Annotated in this window: 16 protein-coding genes; 3 read left to right on the top strand and 13 right to left on the bottom strand. The window is 41.4% G+C overall.

The features are described from left to right. Positions 1 to 2 precede the first annotated feature (2 nt). The 8 genes from hisH to ACH30E_RS12015 form a co-directional block, all read right to left on the bottom strand. Entirely contained in the window at positions 3 to 596 is a 594-nt protein-coding gene (gene hisH, locus ACH30E_RS12050; protein ID WP_490825014.1) for an imidazole glycerol phosphate synthase subunit HisH, read from the bottom strand. Positions 597 to 598: 2 nt separating this feature from the next. Then, on the bottom strand, positions 599 to 1,369 hold the full coding sequence (gene trpA / locus ACH30E_RS12045) for a tryptophan synthase subunit alpha (protein WP_490825013.1): 771 nt from the start codon (positions 1,367 to 1,369) through the stop codon (positions 599 to 601). 14 nt (positions 1,370 to 1,383) lie between these two features. Next, positions 1,384 to 2,568: a tryptophan synthase subunit beta gene (gene trpB, locus ACH30E_RS12040; protein WP_294992914.1), complete on the bottom strand. Its 1,185-nt coding sequence runs from the start codon at positions 2,566 to 2,568 to the stop codon at positions 1,384 to 1,386. Between the two features lie 35 nt (positions 2,569 to 2,603). Beyond that, positions 2,604 to 3,245: a phosphoribosylanthranilate isomerase gene (locus ACH30E_RS12035; protein WP_490825012.1), complete on the bottom strand. Its 642-nt coding sequence runs from the start codon at positions 3,243 to 3,245 to the stop codon at positions 2,604 to 2,606. 1 nt (position 3,246) lies between these two features. Then, positions 3,247 to 4,029: an indole-3-glycerol phosphate synthase TrpC gene (gene trpC, locus ACH30E_RS12030; RefSeq protein WP_490825011.1), complete on the bottom strand. Its 783-nt coding sequence runs from the start codon at positions 4,027 to 4,029 to the stop codon at positions 3,247 to 3,249. A gap of 1 nt (position 4,030) precedes the next feature. Next, on the bottom strand, positions 4,031 to 5,023 hold the full coding sequence (gene trpD / locus ACH30E_RS12025; RefSeq protein ID WP_490825010.1) for an anthranilate phosphoribosyltransferase: 993 nt from the start codon (positions 5,021 to 5,023) through the stop codon (positions 4,031 to 4,033). Between the two features lie 34 nt (positions 5,024 to 5,057). Then, positions 5,058 to 5,642: an anthranilate synthase component II gene (locus ACH30E_RS12020; protein ID WP_490825009.1), complete on the bottom strand. Its 585-nt coding sequence runs from the start codon at positions 5,640 to 5,642 to the stop codon at positions 5,058 to 5,060. Positions 5,643 to 5,713: 71 nt separating this feature from the next. Continuing rightward, the gene (locus ACH30E_RS12015) at positions 5,714 to 7,135 is read right to left on the bottom strand and encodes an anthranilate synthase component I family protein (RefSeq protein ID WP_490825008.1); all 1,422 of its coding nucleotides are present in this window, start codon (positions 7,133 to 7,135) and stop codon (positions 5,714 to 5,716) included. A gap of 243 nt (positions 7,136 to 7,378) precedes the next feature. Between ACH30E_RS12015 and ACH30E_RS12010 the strand changes: the two genes are divergently transcribed. From ACH30E_RS12010 to ACH30E_RS12000, 3 genes are read left to right on the top strand one after another with little or no spacing between them, the layout of a single operon-like run. After that, a complete protein-coding gene (locus tag ACH30E_RS12010) occupies positions 7,379 to 8,656 on the top strand; it encodes a metal-dependent hydrolase family protein (RefSeq protein ID WP_490825007.1) in 1,278 nt (425 codons plus the stop codon). Positions 8,657 to 8,663: 7 nt separating this feature from the next. After that, positions 8,664 to 9,116 carry a DUF2147 domain-containing protein gene (locus tag ACH30E_RS12005; protein ID WP_490847345.1) on the top strand — a complete coding sequence of 151 codons (453 nt, stop codon included), beginning with the start codon at positions 8,664 to 8,666 and terminating at the stop codon, positions 9,114 to 9,116. 5 nt (positions 9,117 to 9,121) lie between these two features. Next, on the top strand, positions 9,122 to 10,018 hold the full coding sequence (locus ACH30E_RS12000) for a hypothetical protein (protein ID WP_490825006.1): 897 nt from the start codon (positions 9,122 to 9,124) through the stop codon (positions 10,016 to 10,018). Between the two features lie 230 nt (positions 10,019 to 10,248). On the opposite strand, the gene ACH30E_RS11995 is transcribed toward ACH30E_RS12000, so the two are convergent. The 5 genes from ACH30E_RS11995 to rpoC form a co-directional block, all read right to left on the bottom strand. Next, positions 10,249 to 10,920, bottom strand: a complete 672-nt coding sequence (locus ACH30E_RS11995) for a 2-C-methyl-D-erythritol 4-phosphate cytidylyltransferase (protein WP_490825005.1) — start codon at positions 10,918 to 10,920, stop codon at positions 10,249 to 10,251. Between the two features lie 237 nt (positions 10,921 to 11,157). Further along, positions 11,158 to 12,144: a bifunctional heptose 7-phosphate kinase/heptose 1-phosphate adenyltransferase gene (locus tag ACH30E_RS11990; RefSeq protein ID WP_490825004.1), complete on the bottom strand. Its 987-nt coding sequence runs from the start codon at positions 12,142 to 12,144 to the stop codon at positions 11,158 to 11,160. Continuing rightward, the gene (locus ACH30E_RS11985; RefSeq protein ID WP_490825003.1) at positions 12,144 to 13,583 is read right to left on the bottom strand and encodes an APC family permease; all 1,440 of its coding nucleotides are present in this window, start codon (positions 13,581 to 13,583) and stop codon (positions 12,144 to 12,146) included. Before ACH30E_RS11985 ends, ACH30E_RS11990 begins: the two co-directional genes overlap by 1 nt. Before the next feature lie 463 nt (positions 13,584 to 14,046). Then, positions 14,047 to 14,643, bottom strand: a complete 597-nt coding sequence (locus ACH30E_RS11980; protein WP_490825002.1) for an OmpH/Skp family outer membrane protein — start codon at positions 14,641 to 14,643, stop codon at positions 14,047 to 14,049. 180 nt (positions 14,644 to 14,823) lie between these two features. Beyond that, the gene (gene rpoC / locus ACH30E_RS11975; RefSeq protein ID WP_294992949.1) at positions 14,824 to 19,107 is read right to left on the bottom strand and encodes a DNA-directed RNA polymerase subunit beta'; all 4,284 of its coding nucleotides are present in this window, start codon (positions 19,105 to 19,107) and stop codon (positions 14,824 to 14,826) included. Positions 19,108 to 19,173: the final 66 nt, after the last annotated feature.

The following is a 19,173-nucleotide window of genomic DNA, read 5'->3' as shown; positions in this document are numbered from 1 at the left end:
GTTCAGATCTTTAAAAAATTAGCAAGAATTTGCTCTCCTGTCTCTGCACTTTTTTCCGGGTGAAACTGCACTCCGTAGAAATTATCCTTATGCAAGGCGGAGCTATATGGTTGTACATAATCGGTTGTTGCAATCGTGTGTTCGCCCAATGCTGCATAAAAACCGTGTACAAAATAACAATAGGATTCTTCGGAGATCCCATTAAACAATGGGGAGTTCAAATCATAAATATTGTTCCAGCCGATCTGCGGAACTTTTAGTCTGGTTTCTGCACCGGGCTTAAATTGCCTGACTTCTTCCTCAAAAATATTCAGACAGTCTGTATTGTTTTCTTCGGAATGTTTACACATCAATTGCATTCCAAGGCATATACCAAGTACTGGTTGCTTCAATCCAACAATCAATTCATCCAGTTTTCTTTCGCGTAGGTATTGCATCGCAGTGCTGGCTTCTCCAACACCCGGAAATATCACTTTGTCTGCAGCTTTAATGGTCGCAATATCATCAGTAACGGTTGCATTTGCTCCTATTCTCTCCAAAGCATAACGAACCGATTGAATATTGCCCGCATTGTATTTTATGATTACCAGATTCATAGTTATTTCAATACCTGATCTAAAAATTGTTTAGTAGTGCTTTCGATATCATTACTTTCCTGAATTGCTTTAATATAAGCAGTACCAATTATGGCACCATTAGCATACTTACAGGCTGTATCGAAAGTGTTTTTATCTTTTATGCCAAATCCTACCAGTACCGGGTTTTGTAAAGGCACTGACTGTAATGTTTGCAAATAGGTTTCTACAGCACCAAAATCTTTATCATTACCGGTTGTTGCAGAAGAACTTACTGCATATAAAAAGCCGCTGCTTAATGCATCGAGTTGTATCAGCCTTTCTTTACTTGTTTCAGGTGTAACGAGGAAAATAAAATCCAACCCATGTTGTTTGACTATTTCGCCATACATCGTTTCAAACTCATAAGCTGGCAGATCGGGTAATATGAGTCCATCAACCCCAACCTTCGCAGCATCTGCACAAAAGCGTTCAAACCCATATTGCAAAACAGGATTCATATACCCCATTAACACAAGTGGAATACTTGTTTTGGCCCTCAAATCTTTTAACTGCTCAAAAAGGACAGCGATACTCATACCGTTTTCCAGTGCCTTAGTGCTGCTGGCCTGGATTACCGGACCATCTGCTAATGGATCACTATAAGGCATACCAAGTTCTATAAGGTCGGCACCACCTGCCTCCAATGCCAGTATTACCCTGGTAGTATCATTTAGATTTGGATATCCTGCTGTGCAGTACACATTTAATACCCTTTCTTTTTTTTGTTCAAATAGTTTTTTTATCCGGCTCATTGCTTCTTGGTTCTTTATAAATATTGCATGTAAGTTGCCAGGTCCTTATCTCCCCTGCCACTTAAACAGATTACTACCTTGTCTGAAGATTTTAGGTTTAGCTTATCCAATACTGCAAATGCATGAGCTGTTTCAAGTGCCGGAATAATACCTTCAGTTTTGCTAACGTGAAACGCTGCATTGATTGCTTCCTCGTCTGTGGCACTCAGAAATACACCTCTTCCGGAAGCAAATAAATTTGCGTGTAAAGGACCAATACCGGGGTAATCAAGTCCTGCTGAAATACTATGTGGCTCCACAACCTGACCGTCAGCAGTCTGCATAAGTAAACTCTTGCTACCATGTAAAATACCCGGTGTTCCCAACTGTGTTGTAGCAGCGGTCATTCCACTTTGCACACCATGACCAGCTGCTTCGACGGCTACTAATTGTACATCAGTTTCATCAAGGAAATGATAGAAAGCTCCAGCAGCATTACTTCCTCCACCAACACAGGCAATAACATGTGTTGGTAATGCATTCCCTGTTTTTTCCTGCAATTGTTTCCGAATTTCCTTACTAATAACGCTTTGAAATTTTGCCACCATATCAGGATACGGATGCGGACCTACCACACTTCCAATTATATAATGGGTATCATTCGGGTGATTGATCCAATCGCGGATAGCTTCATTAGTAGCATCTTTTAATGTTTTACTGCCGCTTGTGGCAGGTATAACCCTGGCACCCAGCATTTTCATTCTTGCTACATTCGGTGCCTGTCTTTCAATATCCTTTTCACCCATATACACAATACATTCCATACCCTTCAGGGCACAAACCGTAGCGGTGGCAACTCCATGTTGACCGGCACCTGTTTCAGCTATGATTCTTGTTTTGCCCAATCTGTTTGCAAGCAAAATCTGCCCGATGGTATTATTTATTTTATGGGCACCTGTGTGGCAGAGGTCCTCTCTTTTCAGGTAGATAGCTGCACCAAATTCTTTGCTCAATCTTTCAGCAAGAAACAAGGGTGTTGGTCTACCTACATAATCTTTTAATAAAGCTTCAAAAGCCTGAATAAAAGATGGATCATTCATGATACCCAGATATTGTTCACGCAGTTCTGCCACATTCCTGTGCAGCATTTCCGGGATATATGCCCCTCCAAACTGACCATAATAACCCTGACTATCCGGTTGCTGATATGTTACTGTCATTGGTACTTATTTTGTACGATACTCGATCGCTCTTATTATAATTGTTTTATCTCTTTCACAAATTTTTCCACCGCCTGCATATCTTTCAATCCGGGTATGGTTTCAAACTTGCTGTTTACATCTATTGAAAATAAATTCTTCGCTACCGGATCTTTGGCAAATGCTGCGAGCTCGGCAACATCATCAGGACCAATCCCTCCGCTTAAGAAAAATGGTTTCCCGATATTTAACCCCTTGAGCATTGACCAGTTGAATTTCTTCCCGGTACCACCATAGCCCATTCCATCGGTATCGAATAGAAACATGTCGGCTATTTCCTGGTAATCTTTTATTTTCCACAATACCTGATCATCTTCTCTTAGCCTGAATGCTTTGATTACACCAACATAATCGGCAACTTTCTCACAATACTTGGGTGTTTCATCACCATGTAATTGTACCAGGTGCAATCCACAATCATCAACCGTCTGCAACAACTCTTCTACTGGTGCATTAACAAAAACACCTACTTTATTAATATGTTGTCCTTTGATTTTTTTGATCTCAAGCCTGGGCATATGCCTGAATGCATATCTGGGTGATTTGGGATAAAAAATAAATCCGGCAAACTCAACTCCAAAACTATCCAGTTGCATTACTTGTTCGGTATTGGTCATACCGCAGACCTTAATACGCATATTATTTTGCTTTTAATTGATGTATAAAATCAGTAAAAGCAATCGAAGGATCGGCAGTTTTCATAAAATTCTCCCCAATGAGGAATCCAGTAAAACCAGCCTGCCTCAAAGTTACGATAGTATCCACATTACTGATACCACTTTCAGCAATTGCGGGCTTGCCCGCAGGTATCTGTTTAATTAATGATAAGGATGTTTGAATGTCCACCTCGAATGTTTTCAGGTTACGGTTATTCACTCCAATCATATCTACCATATCGTTAATGTGTCCTAGTTCATTTTCATCATGAATTTCCAGTAATACTTCCATACCCAGTGCTTTTGCGCAAGCTCCCAGTTCTTTAACGGCAGTGGTGCTTAAACAAGCGGCTATCAGTAAAATCACATCTGCTCCCATTGCCTTGGCTTCATATACCTGGTATTCATTGATCATAAAATCTTTCCGCAAGATGGGTACTTGGTTAAACCTTGCATTTAACAGATCTTCTGTTGACCCACCAAAAAATTCGGTATCGGTTAGTACAGAAATGCCTGATGCATATTCAGCATAACCTGCAGTTACTGATGCAACAGTTGCATCGGCATTGATGATACCTTTCGAGGGAGATTTTCGTTTAAACTCCGCGATAATACCCGTTCTGTTTTTATCGGATAAAAATTCCGTGAGTGAAAAGGTTGGTCTAGCAAAGTATGTTTCCTGTTCCAATGCCTTTATAGGCTTTACCGTCATACGCTCTTTTATTTCCAACTGCTTTTTTGCCACTATGGTTTCCAGTATATTCATCTTATTGCAGGTTGATTAAATTTTCCAATGCCTTATACGCTTTTTTACTTTCCAAACTTTCAACGGCAGCAGCATAAGCTGCATCGTAATCAGTGTATCGTCCCGTGCTATATAAAGCCATCGCCGCATTTGCCAGTACAACTGCATGTTGCGCCCAGCTACCTTCTCCTTTGATAATTTTCATAAATAATTTCGCGGCTTCCTCTACTGTATTGCCACCATAAATGTCTTCAGGCATAACCATGCGCTTGCCTAATTGTATAGGTGTCATAATACGCTCACCAGTATTCGTGATCACTTTGGTATCATTGGTAAGCGATATTTCATCGTATCCATCCAGGCTATGAATAATGGTAAATGCCTTGCCCGTTTCCTGTAAAAGATAGTTATAAATGCGGGCCATCTCCAGGTTGTAAACACCTACTAATTGATAGGCTGGTGAAGCCGGATTTACCATCGGGCCGAGCATATTGAAAAAAGTTCTTACCCCCAGATTTTTTCGTACCGGCCCAACCACTTTCAAAGCCGGATGAAACAATGGTGCATGCAGGAAGCAAATATTGGTGGCATCCAGCTCTTTTTTAAGTTTATCATTATCATTTTTAAAACGATACCCCAATTGCTCCATAAGGTTTGATGCCCCACTTACAGAGGATGCTCCATAGTTACCATGTTTGGCTACTTGCTGACCAGTGCCTGCTACAATAAAACAAGAAAGGGTAGAAATATTGAAGGTATTTTTTCCATCACCCCCAGTACCAACAATGTCCATGATATTTTCACTCTCAAGGTTAACTTTCACTGAAAGTTCTAACAGTGCATCCCTGAATCCCTGGAGTTCTTCGATTGTAATGCTTCGCATTAAATAAACAGTAATGAAAGCGGCTATTTCCGAGTCGTTGAATTGTCCGGCTGACATTTGCAACAATACTTCTTTTGCTTTTTCTCTCGGAAGCGTTTTATGCTCAAATAAATATTGTAATATTTTTTTCATGGTATTTTTCTTCGCAACTTTTAATAAATGATGATCAACGTTTCAACCAGTTTTGTAACATTTTCTCACCGTCTGGAGTGAGTACGCTTTCCGGATGAAATTGTACACCTTGAACATCGAAAGCTTTATGCTGCAGGGCCATTATATAATTGTGTTTGTCCCTTGCCGTAATCTCCAGCTCTTCTGGAAATTCATCTTCACTGATTACCCAACTATGGTAGCGACCAACAATAAATTCATTTTCAAAGCCATCAAACAAATCATTATTGTATTTGTTTTGCCGCTGGTTTGTTAATTGAATGGGTGTAGCTATTCCGTGATATACCGTACTTAAGTTTACCAGCTTACCACCAAATGCCTCTCCGATTGCCTGATGCCCTAAACAAACCCCTAGAATAGATTTAGAAGCAGCATAAGCTTTAATAAGTGGCAAAAGCAATCCTGCTTCCGTAGGAACACCGGGACCCGGAGAAAGAATAATTTTATCAAAGGCAGACACATCTTCCAATGCAATCTGGTCATTTCTTTTCACCGTAACCTTTGCATGAATAATTTTCTCAACCAGGTGAACCAGGTTATACGTGAATGAATCATAATTATCAAAAACAAGAATATTCATTGGGTTGATTTTGGATCTTTGATTTTTGGATCTTTGATTTTTTGACTTTTGACTTTTGAATTTTGACTTTACTACCCTACCTTTTCAGCTATACCAATAGCCGTTTTCAAGGCATTTAGTTTATTGTTTACCTCCTGTAATTCACTTTCCGGGTTGGATGCTGCAACTACCCCTGCACCTGCCTGATAGAATAAGGTATTGTTTCTGCTGAGAAAACTACGGATCATGATCGCATGATTACAACTACCATCAAAACCAATAAAACCGATAGCGCCACCATAATAACTGCGGGCAGTTGGCTCGTATTCATCAATCAATTCCATCGCCTTAAATTTAGGTGCACCACTTAATGTTCCTGCTGGAAATGTTTGGGCCAGAATAGCAAATGGGTTATGCCCTTCCGGAACTTTGCCTACTACTTCACTCACGAGATGAATTACATGACTGTAATATTGAACTTCTCTGTAATGACTAACCTCCACATCGGTACAGGTTCTGCTGAGATCATTTCTGGCTAAATCTACCAGCATTACATGTTCTGCATTTTCTTTTGCGTCTTCCAGCAGTTGTGCGGCCATTCGCTTATCTGTTTCATCATCTCCTGTTCTTTTGAATGTACCGGCTATCGGGTGTACGATAGCTTTACCATTTTGTATAACCAATTGAGCTTCCGGAGAGGATCCCATCAATTTATATTCGCCATAATCAAAAAAGAAAAGGTATGGTGATGGGTTAACAGAACGTAATGCCCTATATACATTAAACTCATCTCCTGTAAAAGATTGCTGGAACCTTCTGCTCAATACTATTTGAAACACATCGCCACGCAAACAACTTTGCACTCCTTTTGTAACCATTTCACGATAAGCTTCATCTGTCATATTAGATGCTTCCTTTCCGCTTATTTTGAAAGGATACACTGGTACATCCTTACTTCTGATCAATGATTCTACCAGTGGTAGTTCAGAAACAACACCATTGATACTGTTTTCGCATATATACAATTCATCCTTGAAATGATTGAACACAATAACATACTGGTATAACCGATACCTCATTAAAGGAATTACAACACCATCTGTAACAGGTTTTTTCAGTTGAATGGTATCAAAAAATCCAACGGCATCAAAACAACTATATCCAAAAAGTCCCTGCGCAAAAGAGGCTGCTTTTTCGGTTGTTTCACCAGCTACTTCAAATCGTTGCATAAAGTCCCAAACAAGTGAAGGCACTTGCGACTTATTCGTGATGGTGATTTTTTCCGGTTGCTGGGCAGGAAATTTTATTTCCATGGTTTCAGAAGACCTTATTTCTACTCCTGCGATGGCATTGATGCCAATAAAAGAATAGCTATTTTCTGCAGCATGGTGATCTGTACTTTCCAATAGTATCGTGTCACGAAAACGGTCGCGAATCCTCAGGTAAATACCCACCGGCGTATAAACATCCGCCAAAAGCTTTTTTACGTTGGTTTGAATCTGGATCTTTTTCATTGTTATCTTTTGATGCCTGTCTTGCTAAGAACAAAAAACCCCGACAAATTATGTCGGGGTTTCTGAATATGATTCATACAGTATTGGCAATGCCGCTACAATCCCCGATTGGAGTTTGTATGCCACCACCACTGAATGTTGATAATTTGTTTCATTGTGTTGCAAAAATGGGGATGTTGCTTTATACAAACAAATTTTTTTTCCATGATTGTTCGGTATTTTCAGTGAAATCCAGCTCCAGACATGGCTATTCGTAATTTTTTATGCTTTTTGATACTGTGTTCCGGTTTGCAGTTTGCATCGGGACAATCAACTGATTCTATTATCCTGATCAAGGCCGACAGGCTATTCGATGGTTATCAGTTGCATAGAGGATGGGGAGTTTGGATACAGGGTAATAAAATACTGGCTGCAGGGCCCCTCAATAATACACAGGCACCCATTCCCCAAAAAACCATTGAACTCAAAGGAAAAACCCTTTTACCAGGTTTAATAGAAGGACACTCTCACCTCCTATTACACCCTTATAATGAAACCAAGTGGGCAGATCAGGTATTGAACGAATCGGAAGCTGAGCGGGTAGCAAGGGCCGTAATGCATGCCAGGGCTACTTTAATGGCTGGATTTACAACCGTGAGGGATCTTGGCACCGAAGGAGCAGGATATGCCGATGTTGGTCTTAAAAAAGCCATTGAAGAGGGCATCATATCCGGCCCCAGGATGCTGATAGCAACAAGAGCTATCGTTGCCAGTGGAAGTTATGGACCAAGACTCGGCAATGAACATCACCAATTAGTCAGAGGTGCTGCTGAAGCAGATGGCCTAGAAGGAATTTCCCGTGAAGCAAGAACACAAATTGGTAATGGGGCCGATCTCATAAAAGTGTATGCCGATTACCGTTGGGGTTCAGATAAAAAATCTTCCCCCACTTTTACTTTGGAAGAACTTCAACAAGCAGTTGCAGTTAGTACTTCTGCGGGAAGAAAAGTAGTGGCCCATGCCAGCACACCTGAAGGAATGAAACGTGCCGCACAAGCCGGTGTTAGTACCATTGAACATGGTGATTATGCAACCGAAGAAACCTTCGACTGGATGCTCAAAAATCAGGTGGCGCTTTGTCCAACATTAAGCGCAGCTGAAGCAACAGCAACTTACGATGGATGGAACAAAAAAAACATGCCTCCTACGGAACGAATTGCAGCTAAAATGAAAAGTTTTCAGCTCGCACTTTCCAAAAAAGTAACCATTTGCTTTGGTGGAGATGTGGGGGTTTTTAGTCATGGTGACAATGCCAGAGAAATGGAACTGATGGTAGAATATGGTATGCCTGTAATAGATGTACTTAGATCTGCCACATCTGTAAACGCTAAACAATTTGGATTATCATCTAAAATCGGAAAACTAGAAAAAGGTCTTATTGCAGACATCATTGCAGTAGATGGAAATCCTTTGGAACAAATTAAAGACATCAGGAATATTGTAATGGTAATGAAGGATGGTAAATTTTATGTAAAGCCATAAAACAAACATGATGAAACAAATTTTGAAACAGTTATTTACTTGCTTCGCCTTACTGATAAGTATTTCCGTTTTCAGTAATCCCTATCAGCAGCCAGATGCAATAGTAGGAACATGGGTTAATGCATCAGGGAAAGGACATATTCAGATTTATAAACAGGGAGATAAATATTACGGCAAACTGGTTTGGTTAAAAGAGCCCAATGATGCGCAAGGGAATCCTAAGCTGGACGTAAAAAATCCAAATGCATCTTTACGTACAAAGCCCTTACTAGGCTCCATTATACTCAGGGATTTTGTATATGATGATAAAGAATGGAACAGCGGCAGAATTTATGACCCACAAAATGGTAAAGAATACAAATGCTTTCTACGATTAAAAGATTCAAAAACACTGAATGTGCGGGGATATGTAGGCGTATCTTTATTGGGCCGGACAGAAACCTGGACACGTGTTAATTAAACTTATTGAAAGAAAAGATATTCATACTACCCTCCCATGTAATCGAACAATCAAAATGGGATCACTGTATTGAAACACACCATAATGGCTTGTTCTACGCCCGGTACGATTACCTCGATAATATCTGCGACCAATGGCATGGACTGGTAGTAGACGATTACAAGGCTGTACTTGCACTTCCCTGGAGAAAGAAATATGGCATCCGTTATTTTTATACTCCCCCTTTTATACAACAACTTGGTCTGATTGGAGATATAGTTATTAATGATGTAGAAAAGTTCACCAGGAAAATACGCCAGTTTGCCTGGTATGGTCACCTGAACCTGAATTTTAGCAACCAGTTGATTGCCCAGGCAATGAAAGCGATTCCAAAAACTAATTTCATTATTGATCTGAAAAAAGGGTACAATGCTATTTATGAGGCGTACAGTGTTGATTTAAAACAAATACTCCGGAAAGAAAATACCTCCTTTCATTATTCAGATAATAAACCAATACCGGATATTATTGACGAATACAAATCATTGTATGGCCAACGCATGCCACATATCAGTACAGAAGATTTCGCAAGACTGAATATCACCTGTAAACATTTTGCTTTTGAAGGGTCGTGTATAACCAGATCAATCACAACCGATGACGGAAGAAATTTATCTAACACATTGCTTTTAATAGATAATAAAAGAATCTATCACTTACTTAATACTACTACGGCCGAAGGACGAAAACTAAACAGTAACCATCATTTACTGGATCTGGTGCTTAAAGAATTTGCTGGCAAGGACCTGATTTTTGATTTTGAGGGTTCGGAAATAGATGGCGTAAAATCGTTTTATAAAAAGTTCGGAGGAACTATCCAACCTTATTTTCAATACCACCGCAATGCCTTCAGAGGAATTTGATATAGCTACTAGCTTCTAGCCTCTAGCTGCGAGCGATAATTGGTGCTTAGTTTAGATTTTCTGCTATTATTGGAATTATCACCGGGCTTGCGAATTTGTTTTGTAAAATTCTACTTAAAAGAAATATTTAATTACCAAACTTACGCTTGTGGGGGCATAGTAAAAAAAGGCTAGCAGCTAGAAGCTCGTGGCTAGAAGCTTTCCCCCCCCTGACAGTAAAGACCCATTAACTACCAAGTGCCTGCAAGCATTTGCTCTGCAATCAGCAAATCTGCGGGTCGGGTGATTTTGATGTTATTGTACTCGCCTTCTATTAAGTGCACTTCATGACCTGCAGCTTCTACTACAGTTGCTTCATCTGTAAACCTGTCTTCATATCCCCTGTTAAATGCGGGAATGATTATCTCACTGAGAAATGTTTGTGGCGTTTGTATAATGCGAACCTTGTTTCTATCGATCACTTCATGTTTTGCACCATGATCTATTCGTATACTATCGGTTGCAGCTATTGCTGGAATAGCAGATCCTTTTTCGATTGTTTGCTGGTAACATCTCTTGATTAATTCACTACTCAACAAACACCTCACTCCATCGTGAACAAAGACAACAGAAGGTTCATTAATCAGAGCAAGTCCGTTTTTTACAGATTGAAACCGGGTATTACCCCCGCTTGTAATGGAAATGCGCTCAGACGCTCCCAGTTCTTCCACAATAGATGCCCCGGCTACAAGGTGTTCATCAGGCAAAACCAATATTATCGTGAGATCTGGCCAGGTTGAAAGAAAGCGGTTCAAGGTGTGGAACAGCACCGGCTGTCCGTTTAACAACAGAAATTGTTTGGGAATTGAAGTCCCCATTCTCTGACCGGTTCCCCCGGCAACAATAACAGCAATTTTTTGCATGGTGCTTACTCTAAAAAAAAGAGGGTCACAAAAGTAACCCCTCCTTTTCTCATGTGTATCAGTCTTACCAAATATAATAATTTACCGATAAAAAAGTCGTTTTCGGCTGACTTTTTTTTACATGGGAGGGGCGTGAATTGTGAATGGTCAATTGTGAATAGTGAGTTGGTTGGGGCAACTTCTTCATAAAACTCTACCACCGGACTTTCGGACCCCGGACTTCCGGTCTTCCATTCTTCACCCCAATAAGACCTCGCATTCCTGCAACAGCTTATCCTTATTAATCGCAGCGGTTCCTACTTCTTCACATACCAGTCCGCCTGCAATATTGGCCATTTCGGCGGCTAAATGCATGTCTTTGGTAGCGGCATAACAGAGTGAGGTAACGGCAATAACAGTATCACCGGCCCCGCTCACATCGGCAATATTCCTGATATGTGTAGGGATGATGCGGTGGTTCTCTTTATCCTGGTAGAAAACACCTTTTTCAGAAAGTGTAATCAAAGATATCTGGTGGTTCAGGTGTTGTTGTAATGTAGTATGTATTTGGTTGAGGGAGGAAAGATCTACCTTATCAACCATCAGGTTCAGGCCTTCTTTAACTTCCTTAAGATTGGGTTTAAATATGGTTACATCTTTGTAGGCAAGAAAATGTTTTTTCTTGGGGTCTACGGCGGTAATAATATTGTTCTCTTTACAGAGGGCAATTACTTTTTCAATAACTCTAAGTGTAAGCACTCCTTTATTATAGTCTTCAAGGATGAGTACTTGAGGTTTTTGTTCCCTGATACATTTACTTACCTGTTCGAGTAAAATATCTTCGGTAGCGGTATCAATATCGCTGGTAATTTCTGCATCAAGGCGCATCATTTGCTGGTTGCGACTCATGATACGGGTTTTATTGGTAGTTACCCTTCCCTGTACAGCCTTAATATATTGTGTATCGATTTGTTTATCGGCCAGTAAGCCAACCAGTGCCTCACCATCTGCATCTTGTCCGATAACCGAAATCATGGTGGTTTTGGCACCAAGAGAGGCGGTATTCAGCGCCACATTAGCGGCACCTCCTACGCGTAATTCCTTCTTTTTTAATACCACTACTGGTACGGGTGCTTCCGGTGAAATTCGGTCTACAGAGCCCCACCAATATGTATCCAGCATAACATCACCCAGTATGGCAACACGGGTATTTGTAAAATCAGTAAAAAGCTGTTCAAAATTCATCAGTCTTCCTGTTTCTTATTTCTGACTGCAAGATAATACAAAGGAATACCAATCAGCGTAATAGCCAGTCCCCATAATGAATACTTTGGCGATGCCCATACCAGTCCTACACAGAACAATGAGGCCATTATGATATAAATAGCAGGTAAAATAGGATAACCAAAAGCCTTATAAGGACGTGGCATATCCGGTTGTTTTTTACGAAGAATAAATATGCCTATAATGGTAAGGATATAAAAGATTACCACGACAAAAGAAACCATGGTAAGCAGGTCACCATATTTACCACTTAAACAAAGTAAGGATGCCACCAGGCACTGGATCCATAAAGCATAAGCTGGTACTGCATTCTTATTCAGTTCTGCAGTCTTTTTAAAGAACACCCCATCCTGGGCCATGGTATAATATACACGGGCTCCAGCCAGGATCAGTCCATTATTACAACCAAAAGTAGATATCATGATCATAATCGCGATAACAATGGTACCGGCATTTCCAAATATCTGGTTGGCTGCTGTAACAGCTACCCTATCATTCTCAGCAAAAGCAATAGAATTTAAAGGTAAAACATGCAGGTACATGAGGTTGGCGGTGATATAGATAAGGGTAACGATTAAGGTTCCCAGGAATAGACTTAAACCGATATTCCGTTGTGGATTCTTGATTTCACCAGCGATAAATGTTACGTTATTCCATGAGTCGCTGCTAAAAATTGAGCCTACCATGGCTGCAGCTACAGCACCAATGAGTACGGCTCCTGAAATAGGTTTCCAGCCGCTGGGTTCCAAAGCTCCGCTTGCATCTTTCACACCAAAATCCTGCATAGCGGAGAAACCGGTTTGCCAGTTCTCAGCCCAGAAACTTTGCTTTGCCAGCAGGAATCCGAATACGATCAGTCCAAATAAGGAAAGCAACTTGGTAACGGTAAATGTACTCTGAATGATCTTCCCCCCTTTTACACCACGGGTATTGGTATAAGTCAGAAACACAATCATGGCGATGGCCAATAGCTGCGCTGCTGATATTTTAATAAACCCGAGGTCGGCTATGATATTCTGTTCACTTACTTCCGGTATGAGGTAGGCGGTAAAGCGGCTGAATGCCACACCTACTGCGGCAATGGTTGCCGTTTGTATCACAGAGAAAAAGCTCCATCCAAAAAGGAAAGCTACTAATTTGTTATACGCTTCTTTAAGATAAACATACTGACCTCCAGCTTTGGGATACATGGCACTTAACTCGCCGTAGCTAACAGCAGCAGTTATGGTCATAAAACCGGTAATCAGCCAAACAAGCACCAGCCATCCTGCACTACCGACGTTTCTGGTGATATCAGAACTTACGATAAAAATTCCCGACCCGATCATTCCTCCGGCTACAATCATGGTCGCATCAAATAAACTCAGGGTTGGTTTAAAAGAAGGGTTATTATTACTCATATAGTTGTTTGGTTAGAAGTTCAAGATAAGGAAAAAGCTGAGAGCAACAAGTTGGGTATGCAAAGAAGAACGGGTTGGCTAAAATCCGTTTAGAAACGGGTAATTTAATAAAGGGCAGGATTTATTTTTCCGCAACGTCCCCATGCTTTTACCTGCGGTAATAACGGGAGACGATCGGGGAAAGAAATTGAAACACACTTGTTGTCGAGAACCGCAACGTCCCCATGCTTTTACCTGCGGTGATAGCGGGAGACGATGCGGGGAAAGAAATTGAAACACACTTGTTGTCGAGAACCGCAACGTCCCCATGCTTTTACCTGCGGTAATAGCGGGAGACGATGCGGATAAAAAAACGCATGAACCAAAGTCCATGCGTCTTTAAAAATATTGCTAAAACTTGTTGCTTGCAGCTTGTTGCTTGAAGCTTGTTGCTTGAAGCTTGTTGCTTGCAGCTCAATCTCTCCTACGGCTTCTTCTTATACTTCTCATTCAACCCCTTAATCACATCAGTAGTGATATCATAAGCTGAATCTTTGTAGTAAAATGCCAGTGACTCTGAGTTATTGGCTACAATAAACGCGTATCCTTTGCTGGCATTGTACTCTTTCAGGTAGTCACTGATCTTCTGACGCACATCCAGCATTTTTTTCATACTCTCATCCTGCATCTCATTGTTCATCATCTGCTCTTTGCTATTGTATGTTTTTTCCATCTGCATCAGTTCCTGCTGTTTACTGTTTACCTCAGCCTGGGTCATACCCGGTGCTGTACGCTGCAACTCCTGATATTTAGATGCAAATGCCTCTTTTAGCTGGTTTAACTGACGACCATTTTCCTGCGCTTTGGTTTGGATAGAAGCACTTACTTCTTTGTAGTAATCAAAATGAGCCTCTATGGAATCAATTTCAAAATATGCAATCCTGAAATCTCCCTGTGGTACAGCTTTACCTCCTGCTACAACTCCAGACTTATTATTTCCGGACGAAGAGAATTGCAGGTAAAAAAGTATCCCTACAGCAATCAATAAAATAATATTCAAACCAATCGTAAAATTTTTCATGAAGAGAATTTTAGATAATAAAATTAAACCCTTTTATACCCGGTTGTTTTTTCCGGCGACAAGATTAACAATAAATATCAGAATTTAAAAACCCTGTTAAGGTATCTCAATAGGTACCTGAAAAAAAGTAGGAAGCTTTCACTTCCTACTTTTAACATTTATATCCATTTTAACGGACGCTTATTCATCATCATCAAAGCTCATCGCTTCGCGGGTAGTTGCAAGCACTTCATACTCTTCCTTACTTCCTACAATCATGTTCTCGAACTCTTTTTGTCCGGAACCAGCAGGAATCAGGTGACCAGTGATTACATTCTCCTTCAGACCAAGCATTGCATCGGTTTTACCCTGGATAGCTGCCTGACTGAGTACCTTGGTTGTTTCCTGGAAGGACGCGGCTGAAATCCAGCTTTGTACACCCAGAGAAGCTTTGGTAATACCCAACAATACCGGTGTAGCTGTTGCAGGTTTAGCATCACGAACTTCAACCAGTTTTCTGTCTGATCTGCGGAGAATTGAGTTTTCTTCTCTCAATTCACGGAGTGTGATGATCTGACCAGCTTTAAGTTTAGTGCTTTCGCCCGCATCGGTAACCACTTTCTTATCATAGATTCTATCGTTCTCCTCGATAAAGTCGAAGCGATCTTCCAGATCCTCCTCTAAGAATTTGGTATCACCTGCATCAACGATTTCTACTTTCTTCATCATCTGACGTACGATCACTTCAATGTGCTTGTCGTTGATTTTTACACCTTGTAGACGATATACTTCCTGAATTTCATTCACTACATACTCTTGTACTGCGAATGGACCTTTAATCGCAAGGATATCAGCCGGAGCAATTTGTCCGTCAGACATTGGCGTACCAGCTTTCACGAAATCGCCGTCTTGAACAAGAATCTGACGGGTTAATGGCACCAGGTATTTTTTCACCATACCATCTTTCGATTCTACGATGATTTCCCTGTTACCACGTTTTACGTTACCGAAAGCAACCACACCATCGATCTCACACACAATCGCAGGGTTACCCGGATTACGTGCTTCAAACAATTCAGTTACACGAGGCAGACCCCCTGTGATATCTCTCAGCTTACCGAGGATACGAGGAATCTTAACCATTACGTGACCAGCTTTCACTTCATCACCTTCTTCAACAGCGATGTGTGAGCCAACAGGCAGGTTGTATTGTTTAATTTCTTTTCCTTCCACAATGATGGTAGGAATTTTGGTTTTGTCTTTGGTTTCGATAACCACTTTCTCACGGTGACCTGTTTGTTCATCAGCTTCATCGCGGTAAGTGATACCATCGAGTACATTTTCAAATTTGATGGTACCGTTTTGTTCAGCAACGATAACGTTGTTAAACGGATCCCATGTACAGATCATATCACCCTTCTTAACCTGCTGACCATCTTTCACATTCAGGGTTGCACCATAAGGCACGTTATTGGTAATCATCAGACGATCGTTCTTCACATCCATGATCCTTACCTCACCGGTACGACCAATTACCAGTTTCACTTTATCGCCTTCATTGTTCAATATATCTACTGTACGCAGACCATCAAACTGGATAGTTCCATCGAATTTAGCCTGTAAGCCAGATTCTACTGAAGCAGAACCCGCAACACCACCCACGTGGAAGGTACGCAGGGTAAGCTGAGTACCAGGCTCACCGATAGACTGCGCAGCGATGATACCTACAGCATCACCTCTTTGTGTGATATATCCGGTAGCAAGGTTTTTACCATAACATTTCACACACACACCACGCTTACTTTCGCAGGTAAGTACTGATCTGATTTCTACTGCTTCAATTCCTGCATCTTCAATAGCTTTTGCATGGTCAGATGAAATTTCTTCACCGGCTACAATGATCAGCTCTTCTGTTACAGGATGGAAAATATCATGCAATGAAGTACGTCCTTCGATTCTGTCTGCCAGTGGCTCGATGATATCTTCATTATCTTTTAATGCTGTTGTTGCAATTCCACGTAATGTGCCGCAATCTTCTTCAGAAATTACCACATCCTGTGATACGTCAACAAGACGACGGGTAAGGTAACCGGCATCGGCTGTTTTGAGGGCCGTATCCGCCAGACCTTTACGCGCACCGTGGGTAGAGATAAAGTAATCCAATACGTTCAGACCGCTTTTGAAGTTCGACAGGATCGGGTTTTCAATTACCTCGCTTCCTGTGCTACCACTCTTACGCGGCTTAGCCATCAGACCACGAATACCTACCAACTGTTTAACCTGTGTTTTACTACCACGGGCACCGGAATCAAGCATCATGTAAACAGAGTTGAACCCTTGTTTATCATTCTGCATTTCACGGATCAGGGTTTCAGTGATACGGGTATCCACACGGCTCCAGATATCAATTACCTGGTTATAACGTTCGTTATTGGTAATCAGACCCATGTTATAGTTTTCCCATACTTCCTCAACCTCAGCCTTGGCATTCTCCAACAATTCATTCCTCATATCAGGAACGATCAGGTCATTCACGTTGAACGACAAACCACCACGGAAGGCCATACGGAAACCGAGGGTCTTAATATCATCCAGGAACTTAGCTGTTTTAGGCACATCGGTAATCTTGATGATATCACCAATGATCTCCCTCAGGCTTTTCTTGGTAAGAAGGGCATTTACATAACCTACTTCTACAGGTACAAACTGGTTAAACAATACACGACCAACAGTTGTATCGATCAGTTTTTTCACCAGTTTACCACTTTCCCGCACATTCACTTTCACTTTGATATTAGCATGCAGGTCAACGCGCTGTTCATTGTATGCGATGATTACTTCATCCATGCTATAGAAAGCTTTACCCTCTCCTCTTACGATCTCTGTTTCAGTAGTTTTCTTACCCTTGGTAATATAGTACAGTCCGAGTACCATGTCCTGTGAAGGAAGGGTAATTGGTGTACCATTCTGTGGGTTAAGGATATTGTGTGAAGAAAGCATCAGCAATTGTGCTTCCAGTACGGCGGCATTGCTCAAAGGCACGTGCACGGCCATCTGGTCACCATCGAAATCCGCGTTAAACGCTGATGTAACGAGTGGGTGAAGCTGAATGGCTTTACCTTCTACTAATTTTGGCTGGAAGGCCTGGATCGACAAACGGTGCAGTGTTGGGGCACGGTTTAACAATACAGGGTGTCCTTTCAATATATTTTCCAGGATATCCCAGATCACAGCTTCTTTGCGGTCAACTAATTTCTTAGCCGACTTCACTGTTTTCACGATACCTCTTTCAATCAGTTTACGGATAACAAATGGTTTGAACAGTTCTGCCGCCATATCTTTTGGCAGACCACATTCATGCATTTTCAGTTCTGGACCTACCACGATAACCGAACGACCAGAATAGTCAACACGTTTACCAAGTAGGTTCTGACGGAAACGACCTTGTTTACCCTTCAGTACATCTGATAATGATTTCAGCGCACGACCACCTTCAGCTTTCACCGCATTTGATTTACGGCTGTTATCGAACAGTGAATCGATTGCTTCCTGCAACATACGTTTTTCGTTACGCAGGATCACTTCCGGAGCTTTGATCTCCAACAATCTTTTCAGACGGTTGTTACGGATGATCACACGACGATACAGGTCATTCAGATCTGAACTCGCGAAACGGCCACCATCCAATGGCACCAACGGACGAAGTTCAGGTGGAATAACAGGAATGTATTGCATTACCATCCACTCAGGACGGTTAGTGATTCTTGTGCTTGCATCACGGAATGATTCCACAACGCTCAAACGCTTTAAGGCATCTGCCTTACGCTGCTGAGATGTTTCAGTAGCTGCCGCATTACGCAGGGAGAAGCTCAGACCATCAAGGTCAATTCTTTCCAGTAATGCATGAACTGCCTCGGCACCCATTTTAGCGATGAATTTCTGCGGATCATCATCAGGCAGGTACTGGTTATCTTTTGGCAAATTATCCAGGATATCCAGGTACTCTTCTTCAGTTAAAAGATCACCCATATTCAGGTTTTCTTTCACACCACCCTGGATAACTACAAAACGCTCATAGTAGATAATGGTCTCTAATTTCTTAGAGCTCATACCTAACAGGTAACCGATTTTGTTAGGGAGACTTTTAAAATACCAGATATGTACAACAGGAACCACCAGTTTAATGTGGCCCATGCGTTCGCGACGAACTTTTTTCTCCGTTACTTCCACACCGCAGCGGTCGCACACGATGCCTTTGTAACGGATACGCTTATACTTACCGCAGGCACATTCGTAATCCTTTACAGGACCGAAAATCCTTTCACAGAACAAACCATCGCGTTCTGGTTTGTAGGTACGGTAGTTAATGGTTTCAGGCTTTAGTACTTCGCCAAAACTTCTTTCCAGAATACTGTCCGGCGATGCCAGGCTGATCGTGATCTGTGAGAATGTTGATCTGGGGCGATTGTCTCTTTTAATGGCCATATTTTTAAGCTTCAAGCTGCAGGCTACAAGCTGCAAGCTTTGTTTTTAAATTAGTTATATCAAAGA

The sequence above is a fragment of the Sediminibacterium sp. FW305-C-61 genome, from assembly GCF_058231065.1.
The sequence above is the reverse complement of the archived record's forward strand: the minus strand, read 5'-3'. Positions and strand labels throughout refer to the sequence as shown.